The 15651-nt window shown below is 48.9% G+C and carries 22 protein-coding genes; 9 read left to right on the plus strand and 13 right to left on the minus strand.

The annotated features are described in order from the left end of the window. Positions 1–67: 67 nt before the first annotated feature. The 8 genes from tcyN to ETV65_RS02845 all read right to left on the minus strand — a co-directional run bounded on the left by tcyN (position 68) and on the right by ETV65_RS02845 (position 7966). Positions 68–820 carry an L-cystine ABC transporter ATP-binding protein TcyN gene (tcyN, locus tag ETV65_RS02810; protein ID WP_129951478.1) on the minus strand — a complete coding sequence of 251 codons (753 nt, stop codon included), beginning with the start codon at positions 818–820 and terminating at the stop codon, positions 68–70. Next, positions 817–1485, minus strand: a complete 669-nt coding sequence (gene tcyL / locus ETV65_RS02815; protein WP_129951479.1) for a cystine ABC transporter permease — start codon at positions 1483–1485, stop codon at positions 817–819. Before tcyL ends, tcyN begins: the two co-directional genes overlap by 4 nt. 165 nt (positions 1486–1650) lie before the next feature. Then, positions 1651–2451: a cystine ABC transporter substrate-binding protein gene (gene tcyJ / locus ETV65_RS02820; RefSeq protein ID WP_129951480.1), complete on the minus strand. Its 801-nt coding sequence runs from the start codon at positions 2449–2451 to the stop codon at positions 1651–1653. 135 nt (positions 2452–2586) lie between these two features. Then, positions 2587–3597 (minus strand): D-cysteine desulfhydrase, encoded by a 1011-nt coding sequence (locus tag ETV65_RS02825; protein ID WP_129951481.1) that lies wholly within the window; start codon positions 3595–3597, stop codon positions 2587–2589. A 187-nt stretch (positions 3598–3784) separates the two neighbouring features. Continuing rightward, positions 3785–4291, minus strand: a complete 507-nt coding sequence (gene fliZ, locus ETV65_RS02830) for a flagella biosynthesis regulatory protein FliZ (RefSeq protein WP_129951482.1) — start codon at positions 4289–4291, stop codon at positions 3785–3787. Positions 4292–4345: 54 nt separating this feature from the next. Next, positions 4346–5068, minus strand: coding sequence for an RNA polymerase sigma factor FliA (locus ETV65_RS02835; RefSeq protein ID WP_129951483.1), 723 nt, complete (start codon positions 5066–5068; stop codon positions 4346–4348). A 273-nt stretch (positions 5069–5341) separates the two neighbouring features. Next, positions 5342–6547, minus strand: coding sequence for a flagellin lysine-N-methylase (fliB, locus tag ETV65_RS02840; protein ID WP_129951484.1), 1206 nt, complete (start codon positions 6545–6547; stop codon positions 5342–5344). 117 nt (positions 6548–6664) lie between these two features. Next, complete coding sequence (locus ETV65_RS02845) at positions 6665–7966, minus strand: FliC/FljB family flagellin (RefSeq protein ID WP_129951485.1); 1302 nt, start codon at positions 7964–7966, stop codon at positions 6665–6667. A gap of 375 nt (positions 7967–8341) precedes the next feature. On the opposite strand from ETV65_RS02845, the gene fliD reads away from it, so the two are divergent. The 5 genes from fliD to ETV65_RS02870 all read left to right on the plus strand — a co-directional run bounded on the left by fliD (position 8342) and on the right by ETV65_RS02870 (position 11923). Next, a complete protein-coding gene (gene fliD, locus ETV65_RS02850) occupies positions 8342–9781 on the plus strand; it encodes a flagellar filament capping protein FliD (protein ID WP_129951486.1) in 1440 nt (479 codons plus the stop codon). Between the two features lie 2 nt (positions 9782–9783). Next, positions 9784–10221 carry a flagellar export chaperone FliS gene (gene fliS, locus ETV65_RS02855; protein ID WP_129951487.1) on the plus strand — a complete coding sequence of 146 codons (438 nt, stop codon included), beginning with the start codon at positions 9784–9786 and terminating at the stop codon, positions 10219–10221. Next, a complete protein-coding gene (gene fliT, locus ETV65_RS02860) occupies positions 10196–10558 on the plus strand; it encodes a flagella biosynthesis regulatory protein FliT (protein ID WP_129951488.1) in 363 nt (120 codons plus the stop codon). The genes fliS and fliT overlap by 26 nt, the downstream gene beginning before the upstream one ends. Before the next feature lie 215 nt (positions 10559–10773). After that, on the plus strand, positions 10774–11628 hold the full coding sequence (locus ETV65_RS02865) for an AraC family transcriptional regulator (RefSeq protein WP_129951489.1): 855 nt from the start codon (positions 10774–10776) through the stop codon (positions 11626–11628). Between the two features lie 118 nt (positions 11629–11746). Next, positions 11747–11923: a GhoT/OrtT family toxin gene (locus ETV65_RS02870; protein WP_013575783.1), complete on the plus strand. Its 177-nt coding sequence runs from the start codon at positions 11747–11749 to the stop codon at positions 11921–11923. Positions 11924–11999: 76 nt separating this feature from the next. Here the strand turns inward: ETV65_RS02870 and ETV65_RS02875 are convergent, their stop codons facing one another. Both ETV65_RS02875 and ETV65_RS02880 read right to left on the minus strand, forming a co-directional pair. Further along, positions 12000–12158, minus strand: a complete 159-nt coding sequence (locus ETV65_RS02875) for a YqaE/Pmp3 family membrane protein (protein WP_015690040.1) — start codon at positions 12156–12158, stop codon at positions 12000–12002. Between the two features lie 83 nt (positions 12159–12241). Continuing rightward, positions 12242–12496, minus strand: a complete 255-nt coding sequence (locus tag ETV65_RS02880; protein WP_129951490.1) for a hypothetical protein — start codon at positions 12494–12496, stop codon at positions 12242–12244. Positions 12497–12534: 38 nt separating this feature from the next. Here ETV65_RS02880 and ETV65_RS02885 point away from each other — a divergent pair, with 38 nt between their 5' ends. Both ETV65_RS02885 and ETV65_RS02890 read left to right on the plus strand, forming a co-directional pair. Then, complete coding sequence (locus tag ETV65_RS02885) at positions 12535–13056, plus strand: DUF4186 domain-containing protein (protein ID WP_129951491.1); 522 nt, start codon at positions 12535–12537, stop codon at positions 13054–13056. 238 nt (positions 13057–13294) lie between these two features. Beyond that, on the plus strand, positions 13295–13570 hold the full coding sequence (locus tag ETV65_RS02890) for a hypothetical protein (protein ID WP_013575787.1): 276 nt from the start codon (positions 13295–13297) through the stop codon (positions 13568–13570). A gap of 67 nt (positions 13571–13637) precedes the next feature. On the opposite strand, the gene ETV65_RS02895 is transcribed toward ETV65_RS02890, so the two are convergent. Beyond that, complete coding sequence (locus tag ETV65_RS02895; protein ID WP_129951492.1) at positions 13638–13907, minus strand: hypothetical protein; 270 nt, start codon at positions 13905–13907, stop codon at positions 13638–13640. A 158-nt stretch (positions 13908–14065) separates the two neighbouring features. Between ETV65_RS02895 and ETV65_RS02900 the strand changes: the two genes are divergently transcribed. After that, positions 14066–14266: a hypothetical protein gene (locus tag ETV65_RS02900; RefSeq protein ID WP_129951493.1), complete on the plus strand. Its 201-nt coding sequence runs from the start codon at positions 14066–14068 to the stop codon at positions 14264–14266. Positions 14267–14333: 67 nt separating this feature from the next. On the opposite strand, the gene ETV65_RS24850 is transcribed toward ETV65_RS02900, so the two are convergent. Further along, positions 14334–14507, minus strand: coding sequence for a hypothetical protein (locus ETV65_RS24850; RefSeq protein ID WP_165383685.1), 174 nt, complete (start codon positions 14505–14507; stop codon positions 14334–14336). Positions 14508–14837: 330 nt separating this feature from the next. Between ETV65_RS24850 and ETV65_RS02905 the strand changes: the two genes are divergently transcribed. Next, on the plus strand, positions 14838–15302 hold the full coding sequence (locus tag ETV65_RS02905; RefSeq protein ID WP_129951494.1) for a GNAT family N-acetyltransferase: 465 nt from the start codon (positions 14838–14840) through the stop codon (positions 15300–15302). 81 nt (positions 15303–15383) lie between these two features. Here ETV65_RS02905 and ETV65_RS02910 read toward each other — a convergent pair whose 3' ends face one another. Next, positions 15384–15623 carry a hypothetical protein gene (locus ETV65_RS02910; RefSeq protein WP_129951495.1) on the minus strand — a complete coding sequence of 80 codons (240 nt, stop codon included), beginning with the start codon at positions 15621–15623 and terminating at the stop codon, positions 15384–15386. Positions 15624–15651: the final 28 nt, after the last annotated feature.

Below are 15651 nucleotides of genomic sequence, written 5' to 3' on the forward strand. Positions count from 1 at the left end.
ATTCTCAAGGGGTGCGGCGACAGGCGCCCCTTGAGGCCCGTGTGGGTGGCAACCCACGGTTTTGACCTCAGTGTGCCAGAAACTTCTCCAGAAACTGTTTCGTTCTCGCATGTTGCGGATTTGAGAACAGTTCCTTCGCGGGCCCCTGTTCCACTATTTTTCCCTGATCCATAAAAATAGCGCGGTCTGCTACGTCACGGGCAAAACTCATTTCGTGGGTCACTATCACCATAGTGCGACGCTCGAGAGCCAGTGCACGGATGGTGTTGAGAACTTCCCCCACCAGCTCCGGGTCAAGGGCGGAGGTAGGTTCATCAAACAAAATTACTTCAGGGCTCATTGCCAGTGCGCGGGCAATGGCAACGCGTTGCTGCTGACCACCGGAGAGGCGGCGCGGATAGGCATTTTCTTTGCCACTTAACCCGACTTTTTCCAGTAGCTGACGTGCCGTGGCGATGGCTTTTTCTTTCGGCTCGCCCTTCACTATCACCGGCCCTTCAATGATGTTTTCCAGCACTGAACGGTGCGGGAACAGATTGAAGTTCTGGAAAACAAACCCTACCTGCTTGCGCAGTTCACGGACGTTATTCTTCTGTTTACTGACAGGCTTACTGGCATCAATTTCGATATTACCGACTTTGATGGTGCCGCCGTCCGGCTCTTCCAGCAGGTTAATGCTGCGTAATAAGGTGGTTTTACCCGAGCCGCTGGGGCCAATGATCGCCACGACTTCCCCGGCATTCACCTGCAAATCAATACCGTGCAACACCGTTTGTCCGTGGAATTTTTTAGTCAGTTGCTTTACGTCAATAGTACTCATGAAGGCTCCTGATCCTGACGGTTAACGCGGTCTTCCAGACGGTTTTGCAGGAAGGATAAAACGGTCGCCAGCACCCAATAAATGACCGATGCCGCCAGATACATGGTGAACACTTCCAGTGTGCGTGAGGTAACCAGTTGTGCCTGCCGGAACAGTTCCGGCACCTGAATAGTCGCCGCCAGCGAGGTATCTTTCACCAGCCCGATGAAACTGTTGCCCAGAGGAGGCAGCGCGGTACGGGCGGCCTGCGGCAAAATCACGCGGCGCAGGGTTTGCCACGGATTCATGCCGATACTGGCTGCCGCTTCCCACTGCCCTTTTTCGATAGACGAAATCGCCGCACGCAGGGTTTCAGAGGTATACGCCGCCGTATTGAGAGAGAGGCCAATCATCGCCGCCGGGATAGGATCCAGCTCAATGCCAAACTGGGGCAGACCGTAGTAAATCATAAACAACTGGGCGATCAGCGGCGTGCCACGGAAAACGGAGACGTAAAAACGCGACAACCATGACAGTGGCCAGAAATGCGAAAGGCGCATCAGCGCCAGCACGAAGCCCAGAATAAGACCGAACACCATCCCGCCCAGACTGAGCTGAAGCGTAAACAGTGTCCCTTTCAATAAAAATGGTGCTGAATCCAGCACCAGTTGAATACTTTCTTGCATCTAAGACCTTTAGATTTTCTGGATCTTTGAGATATTCACCGATGCTCTAAATAAATGAACTTGCATCAAGGCAGCAAGTGCCCAAGTCCCGATGAGCTTACACAGGTAAGTGATTCGGGCGAGCAAGCGCAGCTAACGCCAAGGCAAGTTCAGTTATGACGAGCATTACTTCGTTACATCCGCGCCGAACCATTTCTGTGAGATCTTCGCGAGTGAGCCGTCTTTCTGCATTTCAGCAATCGCTTTGTTGATCGCGGCCAGCAGTTCCGGGTTGTCTTTGCGGATCGCCACGCCCGATTCCAGACGGGAGAAAGGCGCGCCTGCAACCGCTAAGGTATCACCGGTTTTCTTGACCAGATCCAGTGCTGCCAGACGGTCTACCAGAATAGCGTTGATGCGGCCTACGCGCAGATCCTGATATTTAGTCGGGTCATCATCATAAGTACGGATATCCACACCCTGCACGTTCTGACGTAACCATTGCTCATAGTTACTGCCCAGACCTACACCGACTTTTTTGCCTTTCAGATCTTCAGGCTTAGTGATGGTGCCTTCCTGTCCTTTTTTGGTCAGCGCCTGAATACCGGAAACAGTGTACGGCGTAGAGAAGTCATATTTTTTCTCACGCTCAGGAGAAATGGTCACCTGATTGATCACCACGTCGATACGTTTAGATTCCAGCGAAGCCAGCATGCCGTCCCATTTGGTCGGTTGCAGTTTCGCTTTCACGCCCATGTGCTGCGCCAGCGCATCCGCAAATTCGACTTCAAAACCGGTCAGTTTGCCGTCTTCACCCTGAAAACTGAACGGAGGATAAGTCCCTTCCAGCCCGACGATCAAAGTGCCACGATCTTTAACTTTCTTCAGTAACCCTTCGTCAGCCAATGCATTGCTGACCATGCCTGCGGTCAGCGTGACCGCAACAGCACCCAGAAGCAAACGACGACGCAGTGTAGAAAAACCCATATTCACCTCAGTTATAGTTAGTTATAGAACGCTATATCCCCTACTAATTTGCGCACAGTAGCACCCGCTGCGCCAGTTATCAGGAATATAATTCTATAATCTTAGCTCAAAAAAGCATAAGCGGATTGTAGAGTATTAAACCTGCGGATGATACGCAAACAGTGCCGGTGCGCCGCCGGTGTGAATGAACAGAATCGGGCCTTCTTCCGGGAATAATCCGCGCTCAATACCCTCAAGTAAACCGGCCATCGCTTTGCCGGTATACACCGGATCCAATAACATCGCTTCCTGCTCTGCCAGCAGTTTCACGGCGGCAGTCCCGCCTTCATTTGGCTCACCATAGCGCGGCGCAAAATAGTCGTCCCACAAGATAATTGACGGCGTTTTCTCACCCAGCTGCAATTGTGTTGTCACGTCCCGGGCAATGGCTTCGACTTTCGGACGTTGGGCATCGGCGCTACGTGACACTGTCACGCCAATCAACTGTGTATCCGGCATGAGATGTTGTAAAGCGACCGCCAGACCGGCGTGCGTACCGGCGCTGCCGGATGCCACCACCACGGCACTGAAATCCACAAAACTGGCTGAAGATTGCTCGGCGATTTCCAGCGCACATTTCACATAGCCGAGTGCGCCGAGAGCATTGGAGCCGCCAACCGGCACCACGTACGGACGAAAACCTTGTGCCTCCAGGCGTTCAGCTTGTTCGGCAAGTTGCGCCATCGGATCATGCAGTGCGTCGCACATCACCACTTCCACGTTAAAGAGATCCAGCAGCAGACGGTTGCCGTTGGTCAGATAATTCGCTTCGGTAGTGCCGATCGGGTTTTCCAGCAAGGCAACGCATTTCAGGCCCAGTTTAGCGGCTACGGCGGCGGTCTGGCGTACATGGTTTGACTGAATGGCACCGGCAGTGACCAGCGTATCGGCACCTTCTGCCAGCGCAGCCGCGGTCAGATATTCCAGTTTTCGCAGCTTATTGCCCCCCATCGCCAGCGGTGTAATGTCATCACGTTTGATGTAAATATCGCGGCCGACGTATTCAGAAAGACGATGCAGTTTTTCCAGTGGTGTGGCACTGCACAGTAAATCGAGACGATCGAAGGCTTCCAGCCGGGTTTTAAGCAAAGAAATTTTAGCAGGCACAGTGTTCCCCTGACGCACGGCACAGAGCGGTACGAAGTTGTTATCGTTAAAGTAGGTTAGATTCAGAGACGGGTTATTGAGTCAGTATATAAAGAATTTATAGAAACTGCGGACAGATTCAAGACAAAAAAACAGGCTCCCGGAGGAGCCTGTTTGTGCATTGCGCGTCAGTCTGTCTGAGATCCGATTACGCGGATTTCTGCCAGGCCAGATACTGGTCGTATTTGCGCAGGGCAATACGGTAGTTGTCATGACCCGCCACCGGTAAATCACTGATGATTCGCTGGTGGATACTGTCCCCTGAAAGTTTCTCCAGAGGATAGTTGTTTGCAGAGAGGATTTCATCCAGACGGCGGAGGCGGACAACATACTCGCGCACCGTGCTGTGATTCATCTCAGTCTGCTCAAACAGGTATTGCTTAAACGCCATAATGTCAAAATATGACGAATGGCTGTTACAGCTTATCTCACTGCAAAAACGACACAGCGCGGTCAGTTCCTGCGACAGGTTGTGCCACACGTCATCATCAATAGGCTGGTCCATCTTGGCGATGGCCTCTTTATTGATGATTTGCCCGCGAAACACCAGTGCCATCCTGTCGAGTTCTTTTGCACACTGTGAGCAATGAGTCTGACTGTGTTTAAAATCTTTAAGATAACGGCTTAAAGGCCTTGTTTTGATTCCCGCTGGCATAAATTTATTCCTGATAAGGGATATAAAATGTATAACCGGCCAGGAAAAAGCGGATCAGTGGTCGTTAGCCAGACGGGTTCGCAAACGCTTAATCGCCTGACTGTGGAGCTGGCTTACACGGGATTCCCCGACGTCCAGCACCGCCCCGATCTCTTTTAAATTCAACTCTTCCTGGTAGTAAAGCGTAAGTACCATCTTTTCCCGTTCTGGTAACGCATCGATAGCTTCCATCACCCGGTGGCGTAAATTGCCCTCCAACAGATGATGTAACGGGTTGGCCTCTTCGTGCCCTTCCATCAATGCCTCGGCAGTATCGCCGTGCTCTTCGCGCCATTCGTCATAAGAAAACAACTGGCTACTGTTCGTATCCATTAATATCTGCCGGTACTCCTCGATGGGAATATCCAGCACCTGCGCCACCTCTCCTTCACTCGGCGGTCGCCCTAATTTTTGTTCTGCGCTATGCATCGCCTGAGACACTTCGCGCGCATTACGTCTGACGCTGCGCGGCACCCAGTCGCGGCTACGCAACTCATCAAGCATGGCACCACGAATACGCTGAACGGCATACGTCGTAAATGCCGTCCCCTGCATCGCATCAAAACGCTCAACCGCATTTAACAGGCCGATCCCCCCCGCTTGCAGTAGATCATCAAGCTCTACGCTGGCGGGAAGCCGCACCTGCAAACGCAGGGCTTCATGGCGCACGAGCGGAACATAGCGCTGCCACAAAGAATTTTTGTCTATCACGCCGTCGGCGGTATACAGATCGCTCACTGTCGTAACCTGGCAAATTGAGGGTCAGTATGATTGTGCCAGTGATAACCGCTGTTCAATCGGCTGAATAAGGCCTGAAAAGCACGGTTATTTTGATTATGTCTCGCACATTCTGTTTGCAGACGTCTGCCGGTAACGCGTCAACGATCGATTAAAAAAAGATCACAACCTAAAGATTATCCTAAATTATACCAGTGAATGCGTAGCATTAATCCTTAAGAATGGTAAATTTTGGTTAAAAAAAACCCCGCCGGAGCGAGGTTTGTATGAAAACTAAACCAACAGGTTGAGCACGCTCAGATCATCGTTGCGTTTAAATCTGTCGATATCCTGCGAGAACTTGTCATCCACTTTCCGGTCATGCTGACGGACTGTCGAATAACTGTACATGACGTTGATCAGGTCATCGTCGGTCAGATGCCCTTTTTCGAGCGCGGCGGCGGAAAGCAGCGATTTCATGAAAAAATAATCAACCACGATCAAATAAATTTCTTTCAGCAAGGGTTGCTGCCGTTTCATGCCAAACTGGTCATGATAAAAACGATACTGGAAGAAATTACGCATAATGTAAGGTCGCTGGTTTAACCAGGGAAGCGCAATGTCATCCCAACCTTTTTTCAATTGTGATAAGCCCGAGCTAAGTTGTTCTTCCGTTTTATCAGAACCGAAAAAATGATTCAGACGAATCATGTAATCAAGCAGCATATCTTGCCCGCGCAACCCCTCGGTTTCTAACATGTGCTTTTGCAACCCGAGCAACAATTGCAGCTCCAGAGTTTGCAGCTCTTTCACATTTTGCATCGCCTGCGTGAGCGCACCGGATGCCATCTGCGCCACAATGCTTTCGTACGCGCCTTCCATTTGGCCAATTTTTTCTTCCAGACTGCCGGTGATTTTCTGATAAAAAATAATGAAGTAAATGATCGCGTAGAGGTTCTCCTCAACACGATATTGCGGCTGCATCATCAGATTTGCACAAAAAAGGTTAACCAACCGCGCCTCCATGTTTACGGCGGATGACGGGTTAAAGTTGCTTTTCAATACCGTCGTCGTTTCAAGGTTCATGGCTTGTTCGTTGAACAAAATGTGCCTGACTGACTCCGGACATGACAGGTTCAGACTTTTTAATTCTTCATTCTTATAGGCAGTCTGCGTTCGCGGATAGGAAGAGCAGGTATGGCTTAACGCGTTCGGTCCGGCAACTTTATGTATATAGCAGAGGCTATCCTCAGTGAAGAATGAACAGTTTCCTTCTTCGTTGAATTTGATCAATGCCCACTGTTGAACATTTTTCTTCGTCAGTAACATCTCTTCCCGGGTGATTTTGCGGATGTCAGGAATTTCGCTCTTTAGATATTTATTATAAGTCGCTTTATCGATCGTGATATTCCAGCGTTTGCAGCAATGATCGCGACATGCTGCCCCCACGCAACTGAAACGGGTCACATAGGAAGGTTCACTGACCAGAATTTCTCTCATGTTCGATTCCGAAAAATTAGAAAAGTAATACCCAGTTTAAACAGAAGTTCTACAAGCCCATTAAGTAAAAAGGCGGCCAAATGGCCGCCTTTTGTGAGCATAAAAGCTGAACAGCAATTATTGCAGCAGGGACAGTACTGACTGTGGAACCTGGTTAGCTTTAGACAATACTGAAGTACCAGCCTGTTGCAGGATCTGCGCACGGGACATAGCAGAAACTTCAGTCGCGTAGTCAGCATCCTGAATACGGCTCTGTGCAGAAGACAGGTTAGTCGTGGTGTTGTTCAGGTTAGTGATGGCAGAATCGAAACGGTTCTGAACCGCACCCAGTGAAGAACGGAAGGTATCAACTTTCGCGATAGCGGCGTCGATTGCAGCCAGCGGGTTGTTGCTTGATGCGCCTTTGAACTGAGTAGCAGTAGCGATATCAAAGGTAGCAGTGGCAACAGTTGTTGCAGTTGCGCCCGCGCTGTTTTTCAGAACGTCAGTACCGTTGGTACCCGCCTGGAAGTTTTTACCCTGGATAGTTACGAAACCAGCAGCATTACCGGTTGCATCAGTACCAACCTGCACCAGTGCGCCAGTTTTGCTTGCAGCAGTAACGCCGTTTGCAGAATCGCTGTAAGCAACGTCAGAGGTGTTCAGTGTTACTTTACCGTTAGTTTTGTCAACGGATGCTGCATAGTAGCTGCTGCCGAATTTAACAGCATAAGTATCAGTTGCAGCACCGGTGCTGTCCTGAATGTTAACCAGAGACAGGCTTGAAGCAGCAACAGTTGAACCGGTAGAAGTGGTCAGTGAAGTTGCAGCAGCAGACAGGTCAACAGCTGAAGGCGCTGCAGAAGTGTCACCAACCTGAGTGATAGCATCGCTGGTTTTCAGTGCGTTACCAGATACGGAGAAACCAGACAGACCCAGTGTAGAAGAGTCAATTTTCTGCAGGTCGATGGAGATACTCTGGCCATCGTTAGCGCCAACCTGGATTTTCATGGTCTGGTTAGAAGCCAGTACGTTCACGCCGTTGAACTGAGTCTGACCCGATACACGGTCGATTTCAGACAGACGGGAAGTGATTTCGTCCTGGATTGAGGTCAGGTCAGAAGATGAGTTGGTGCCGTTAGCAGCCTGAACAGACAGCTCACGAATACGTTGTAAGTTGTTGTTGATTTCGCTCAGTGAGCCTTCAGTGGTCTGCGCAACAGAGATACCGTCGTTGGCGTTACGTGAAGCCTGAGTCAGGCCGTTGATGTTAGAAGTGAAGCGGTTAGCAATGGCCTGACCAGCAGCATCATCTTTTGCGCTGTTGATACGCAGACCGGAAGACAGACGCTCGATAGCGGTACCGAGTGCAGACTGGGATTTGTTCAGGTTGTTCTGCGTCATCAGAGACAGCGTGTTGGTATTGATAACTTGAGCCATGAGTGTATTCCTTCAAATCTGGTTAAGGGTTCGGGCTTATTGCCCACGGCGTTCATCACCGTCCAAACTTGTATCGGCGGTACTCCGGTAACCTTTAGAATTATTTCTCAAAAAACCCTGATTTCTTAATTTGAGAATTACCCTTCCTTATACCTCCTATTCACGCCATTACTTTTTGTTGCGATCTATTAAACTTTTTCTCCGTCGTGCCGATAGGGCTTAAAGACTCTTTTATACCTCAGGTCATTGGAGTTGCAGTAAGCGGCGAAGGAGTGAACCCGTTCTCTGATATCAGTCAGGGAGACGGGTGAGCGAATGAAGCGAAAGCGACTGTCAATTCACAAACTCAGGGCAATCAAACTGTAAAGGATAATTATGGCCACTTCAGGCACTATCTCATCGTTAGGCATCGGTTCAGGTTTAAATCTTTCAGATCTGCTGGATAATCTGACGACTGCAGAAAAAACACGTTTGACACCAATTACCAAAGCACAGAGCAGCTACAGTGCTCAACTGACGGCCTATGGTACATTGCAAAGCGCTGTCCAGACCTTTGCTGATGCAGCCACAGCCCTGGCATCACCCGATGCTTATGGTGCGACAACGGCTACCTCAAGTAATACCTCCGCCTTCAACGTCACGACGACGACGGGCGCAGCGGCAGGTAAATATTCGGTTTCTGTTACTCAGCTGGCGGCTTCGCAGGCGTTGATTTCAGCCTCTCAGACCAGCAACACCGCTGCTCTGGGCACCACAACGACGGGGAACTCCCGCACCCTGACCATCAGTCAGGGCGATGGCAGCAAACCGCTGAGCATTAATCTGACCGATGACCAGACTTCACTGACCGGCGTTCGCGATGCGATCAATAAGGCCGGTGGTGGCGTCACAGCCAGCATCGTCAAAGTCTCTGACAGTAATTATAAATTGGTGCTCAGTTCCAATAACACCGGTACCGATTCTGAAATGACGGTGGCCGTAACCGGCGATGACCAGTTAAACAATATCATTGGTTACAATTCATCCACCGCGACCGGTGCGATGACGCAAAAAACAGCGGCAACCAACGCACAGCTGACATTTAACGGAATTGATCTCGAGCGTCAAAGTAACTCCATTAGTGACATCCAGGACGGTATCACCTTAAATCTGACGGATACCACCGCCAGTGCAGCAACACTGACCATTACTAAAAATACCAATACCGCAACGACCGCAATTAATACCTTTGTTACCGCATACAATGCGTTGCAGGATACTTTTGCCAGTCTGACAAAATTCACCGCAACCGCCACGAACTCTGACTCCTCAGACAGCAGCAACGGTGCGTTACTGGGTGACAGTACATTACGTACGATTCAGACCCAGCTGAAGTCAGCGCTCGGTGGTGCTAACGGCACAGGTTCTATCAGCACCCTGGCCAGTATCGGGATTACCACAGACCCCACCACCGGCAAACTGACTGTCGACAGCACTAAACTCAACACCGCGCTGACCACCAACACGGGGGCAGTTCAGGCAATGATGATCGGTGACGGTAAAACCACCGGTGTCATGACCAATATCAGCAAGCTGAATGGGACTTTCCTCAATACCACCACCGGTACTATTGCTAACGCAGAAACCTCAGTGAATAACACGCTGAAAAATCTGACCAAGCAGTACAATGCCGTCAATGACAGCATTACGGCGACAATTGACCGTTATAAAACCCAGTTCACTGCTCTTGATGTGGCGATGACTAAGCTGAACAGTACCAGTACCTATCTGACGCAGCAGTTTGCAACAACCAGCTCCAGTTCATTAGGACAGTAATTATGTATAACGCTAAAGGAACCCAGGCCTACGCACAGGTAGGCCTTGAAAGTGGCGTGATGAGCGCCACCCCGTACCAGCTTGTGACAATGTTATTTGACGGGGCGCGCAGCGCCCTGATCCGCGCCCGTATTTTTATTGAGCAAGGCAGCATTGCCGAAAAAGGCAAATCACTGTCTATGGCCATCAATATTATCGACAGCGGACTGAAAGCCGGATTAAGTCGCGAAAAAGGCGATCCTGAATTAGTGGATAACCTCGACGCACTTTATTCCTATATGGTCCGCCGTTTATTGCATGCAAATTTACACAACGATCAAGAGGCCATCGCTGAGGTGCTGACCCTGCTTGAAAATATCGCCGATGCCTGGCGGCAAATCGGCCCAAACTACCACCCGTCGCAGGACCAATATAATGGATCAACATCAGTATCTGGTTAATGAATATCAACTGATCCTGTCTTTAAGCGAGCAGATGTTGCGGCTGGCGAGAGAAGAGAAGTGGGATGAGCTGGTTGAGCTCGAAGTCAGTTACGTGAAAGCAGTAGAAGCTACTACCAGATTGCCGATGTCAGAACAGACATCGATAATGATTCAGAATGATGTCCGCCGCTATTTGCGCATTATTCTGGATAATGAAACTACGATTAAAACATTATTACAGGCCCGGATGAATAAACTCACCGAGCTGATTGGCCAGTCTTCCCGACAACAACAAGTGAATACGACTTACGGAAAAATTGACCTCCGTTCGATTGCCTTTGGCGATCACCAATAATTATTAATTTTTGTTTATTTGCTTTTTTTTCCAATATTTCTTGTGCAAAAATAAGTTTTCAGAGGCAGAGAGTACCTGGCAACCAGGGCTGGTTCTCTCTGTCTTCTCCCAAAATTACACGCATCAACCGGTAGCCTGTTTGTATTCGCAAAGCGGGAATTTTTTATCAGGCAGCACACCACAGGTTGCCGTCGTCATTTTCGGGCATCATCATCATGGTTCGTAAAATAAAAGTGACTCCAGGGATAGGAACCATTTCTCTGCTTATTCAGCATAGTGAACTTTTTATTCATGATGTTTATATTGATAAGCCACAACTGGTTCTCATTCAGAACGGAAGCCTCTCCATTACGAACCAGAGCCAGCAAGTGACATTGCAGACGGGCGAAATGCTGGTGCTTAACAGCGGGCAAATGCTGAGCATGACTCACCATTTATCCGGAAATGGCCCTTTCAGCTGCGCAATCATGGCATGGGATCATCAATTACTCAGTGATGCGGGCCTTCATGCGACCGGCTTTAGCCCGCCACTTATTGCTGTTGATACCCTGCAAGTTATTCCGCACATCCCCGGCGCTTTCAAACAAAGTTTTACCGACACTCACTCAGCCATACTCTGGCATCACGGACTGCCCGCACCGATAACCCGTCACCGCATGCTCGAACAATTACTCTGGTTGTCGCAACTGGGTGTACGTTATTCCATGCAGCACAGTGAAAGCGTGACAGATAACGTACGTGAATTATTAGTCAATAATCTGCATAAGTCATTTACTGCCGCCGAAGTGGCAGAAAAGCTGATGATGAATGAAGTGATGCTGCGCAGACGTCTGGCGGGTGAAAATTGTGTACTGCGAAACCTGATGATCGATGTACGCATGACTCACGCGCTGCGTCTGCTGCAATGCACGGATCTGGCAATTTCACATATTGCCCATCAGGTAGGCTATGAAAGTGGCTCGCGTTTTGCCGAGCGTTTCCGCAAGCGTTTCGGGTTCGCGCCAACCGCGATCCGGGGTCATTTACGCCCCCTTTCGACTCCTGCACTTCTCACAACCGACGATATATAACAACTCGCGCCAAACCGACACAACCCAAAACTTTGAGTAACATCACACAATATTTGATTACCAGATGTTAACGGAATATCATACACGCCGTTATTTTCTTTATGTTCAGGGGCTGGTTGTGCACGTTTGGTGGGAAGTGATTAAAACGATTTACTGGGGCGGACTGGGCATTGCAGTATTATTCACTTTGCTGGTGAGCCGCGACACGATAAAAATAAGGCTGTTAACTTCCGGTATTATCGGGTTTACCTGGCCGATGAGCCTGCCGGTCGTCCTTCTCTTTTCTCTGTTCTGAACCCGTCTTCGCTACAGACACGTTAGTGTAAAGAACCCGGCCTGCAGACCGGGTTCTGATAACAGCATTGCAAGGGTTATTTGCGGGTCTGCACCCAAAATCCGTGGATCAAACCCGGCAGGTAACCACAAAGTGTCAGAATGATGTTCAGCAGAAATGCACCACCGAAACCGTTGCCAATCAGCACACCCAATGGCGGCACAAGAATTGTGATCAATACTCTCCAGAATCCCATCTTATTCTCCCTTTGTTTATCATTGCTTTGTTTATCATAAAGAATGGTAGCGCATGAAAAATGAAACGGGCATCAGATGAAACCTAATTGATCAGTGCCAGCATGATTTCCACCTCCTGCCGCGTTTTTTCCAGCATTTCGCTATCGCCGTTGCGACGTTCTGCATCCGACACCTGATGGATCTGGCGCATTTGCCATCTCACCTGATTCTTTTGTTCTGCCGTCATACTGCGGCACATCACGATAATAAAGTTTCGCAGCATCATTTGTTGCATGGCAGTTTCTTCAGCGTGCTTATTGACCGACATGACCAAATCTATAACATGTTTTTCTGCCATTGCAGATCCCGGTGGGGGTATAGTCAGGCCAAACTAACATGGTCTGGCAACCGCTGATGGCGACAGATGATGTGTTTAACGCCGCTATTTCTGCGCATAGAATTTACCCGGATCTCCCGATTATGTTTTCCATCGATCAAGTATTTAAGCGCCTGTCCGCTTCACCTTTTCGTCAGCGTTTCCATCTCGGCGTAAAAGAGTACCGGTATTGTCAGGATAAAGGGCCGGAAACGGTCAGCCGGCATGCGGCGGATTTTATGGCTAAGCGTCTTGCTCCGGCGGAGCCGGAACATGACGGTAAACAAACGCCGATGCGCGGTCACCCGGTGTTTATTGCCCAGCATGCGACGGCCACCTGCTGTCGCGGCTGTCTGGAAAAGTGGCATTCCATACCCGCTCATACTGACATGACAGTCGCGCAACAGGAGTATGCCGTAACGGTCATTATGCACTGGCTTCATCAGGAAATGCAGCGCCCTGCTCCGGTGGCTAAGGCGCAAAAGGCTGGCAAAAAAACGTCAGCTAACCCGGATAAGGCACAACAACTGAATTTGTTGTAAGAGGCGCATCACACTCGTTAAAAAATAAAAGGTGATAATCATCACATTTTTTCTGCATTTACAAACTTAACCGCAATCCTACTCTATAATTTTAAAGGAATAAGAATTGTGCGACGGGTTGCCTTCAGCACGCCCTTTGAAGTCTTTCTTTTGCAGTCTTTCGGATGAGCTTTTCCAGGTGAAATGAGTTTTATACTTGTTGTCAGGATAATTGCCCGTATTGGGAAAAGGAGAATGCATGTCTGAGTATCATTATTTACTGGTTGGCGGAAGCCGCAACGGACAACGGCATGTTGATAAACAACATCAGTTTTCGTTGTGCTTTTGGGAAGACGCAGCACAGAACGCAGAACGCGAGTTTTATGGTAAACGTAACGAACGCTACAAAGTTAATCCGGAAAAGGGTGCAGACGGAAACTGGTATCTCGTGGGCTATTGTGGCAACTGTTCGAAGATTAAAGCCGACGAATTAACCACCCAGGCGCTCACCAAGCACGTGAAACCCCTGATGTAATCTTGTTTTTGATAGCCATAAACCCCGCCTTTGACGCGGGGTTTTGTTTTCAGACTCCGGCTGCGTCTCAGGCCGCCACTCCCTGAATGTTTCGGGCAAAAAATGCAACATGCCCTCCTACCCTAAAATGTGCTTCATGATGCCCCAGGCGACCGAGAGGGGCAATACGCACTATCTCACCCTCAAATTCACCATCATGAATACTGGTGATCGCAACATCCAGCTGATAGCTGGCCGGATGTACGCCTACCGGAAACGTGAGCAATTTGATCCTGTCACCGACCTCAAACCGTGTAAGCAGTGGCAAAGGTGCCTGTTCGAACAGATCCTGATCCATATGTGACTCCTTGTTTTCCAGTGGGATTCATTAGAGGATAGAATATGTTGCCGCGTCCTGCAGGATAGCGGCGTGAAGCACTTCTCTCTTTCAACATTTATATCGCGCAAAAGCTGGCACAGATGAATGATGTAGCCCGCAAATGATAAGGATCCCCCGTGCAAAAATTGACGCCACAACAATGCATCATACTGACCGGATTTACCGGCATCCTGCATGGCGAATTTGAGTGGTTTCACCAGGATTTGGAGAAGCGGCTTGACCGGGAAGTTCAGACCTCAGAACTGGGATACCCGGAGTTTATGGCAGAGTGCCGCAGTTTGTACGAAGAAGATTTTAACCGCCTGATGCCGGAGTAAAAAAGAAAGGCCGGGCAAACAACGTTGCCCGGCCTCATGAGTGGATTGTCATTTAAGCTACTGATCACTAAGGTTTCACGATACCGCGAATAAAGTGTTCATTCACCCTGATCACATTACCCGTTTCCACGTTAATGACCTGGTATTGCACGGGTTTAACCTCATCCAGAACAGTGATAACTTCAAACAAACCTGGTGTAAAAGTAAGCGTGACATAAACGCCAACAGGATAGACAGCCATAATTTTATCCTTTCTATCAACCTCTTATAATATACGTCCTTTCCCCCGGCGAGATCATACGCACAGTATTAATCACAGCAGGTTATTTCATTTTATACATTAATCACTTTGGATGAATGTTGCATAAAAGAAATAGAGATCATGTATAAAATGAAGCAGAGACACTTAAAATCAGATAACTCTGACAGACGGCTCAGCAATATAATTAAATTTTACACTCTTCTTACATATCCAGGCTTTTCCCGCCACAGTTCTCCCTGCCAGAGCCTTGTTTTCGGGGTAATTTAAGTTAAGAATATGAATCCATTTTGTTATATCGAGAGCCCGCGTGTGAGTGCCCAGATTTTTGAAACCGATGCGGCACATCCGCATCTGACACGACTGATTGCTGAGCTTGATGCTTATCAATACCCGCTCTACCCGCCGGAATCATTTCAGGGAATTAACATCACTGAGCTTGATGACGGTGAAATCACGTGTTTTATGGCGAGAGTTGATGATGACTGGGCTGGTTGCGCCTGTCTGTTTATCACAAAACACGGTCTCGCAGAAATGAAGCGGGTGTATGTGAACCCGCTGTTTCGCGGTCAGGGTATTGCCTCATTACTGATTGCAGCAATCGAAAAGAAACTGAAAATGTTGGGGCACTATGAACTGTTCCTTGAAACGGGTGTGTTTCAGGAAAAAGCCATCACATTGTATGAAAAACTGGGGTATTGCCGGACAGAGGCGTTTGGTGACTATGCCCTGTGCCCGGATCCACTGAGTGTTTATATGATGAAACCGGTGAGATAACACGGGGGAAAACGGCAGCGATAATAATATATACCTCCATAACGCTGTCCGCTGACAGGGTTATGGAGGTGCAAAAAGCGTTTACATCAGAGCGTTGCTTTTTGTTGCTGCCTGATTGTTAGGCGGAATAACCCATTTTTTAAGTGTGATGATGAAAAAATTTTTACCCTTGGTGATTTTCGCACCACGGTCACCGCACTCCAGTGCAAGTTTGAAAAACTCATCACTGTTGATATTAAAAGCCAGCTCGACTTTTTTCACCATGCCGGAATTAAGCAGATCTTCAGCTTCGTGCAATGATTTGGCCTGAATAACTGACATAACAACCTCGTGATATCGGAACGGAAAA

The sequence above is a fragment of the Rahnella sp. RFA10(1/100) genome (assembly GCF_004195115.1).
Lineage (GTDB): Bacteria > Pseudomonadota > Gammaproteobacteria > Enterobacterales > Enterobacteriaceae > Rahnella > Rahnella perminowiae.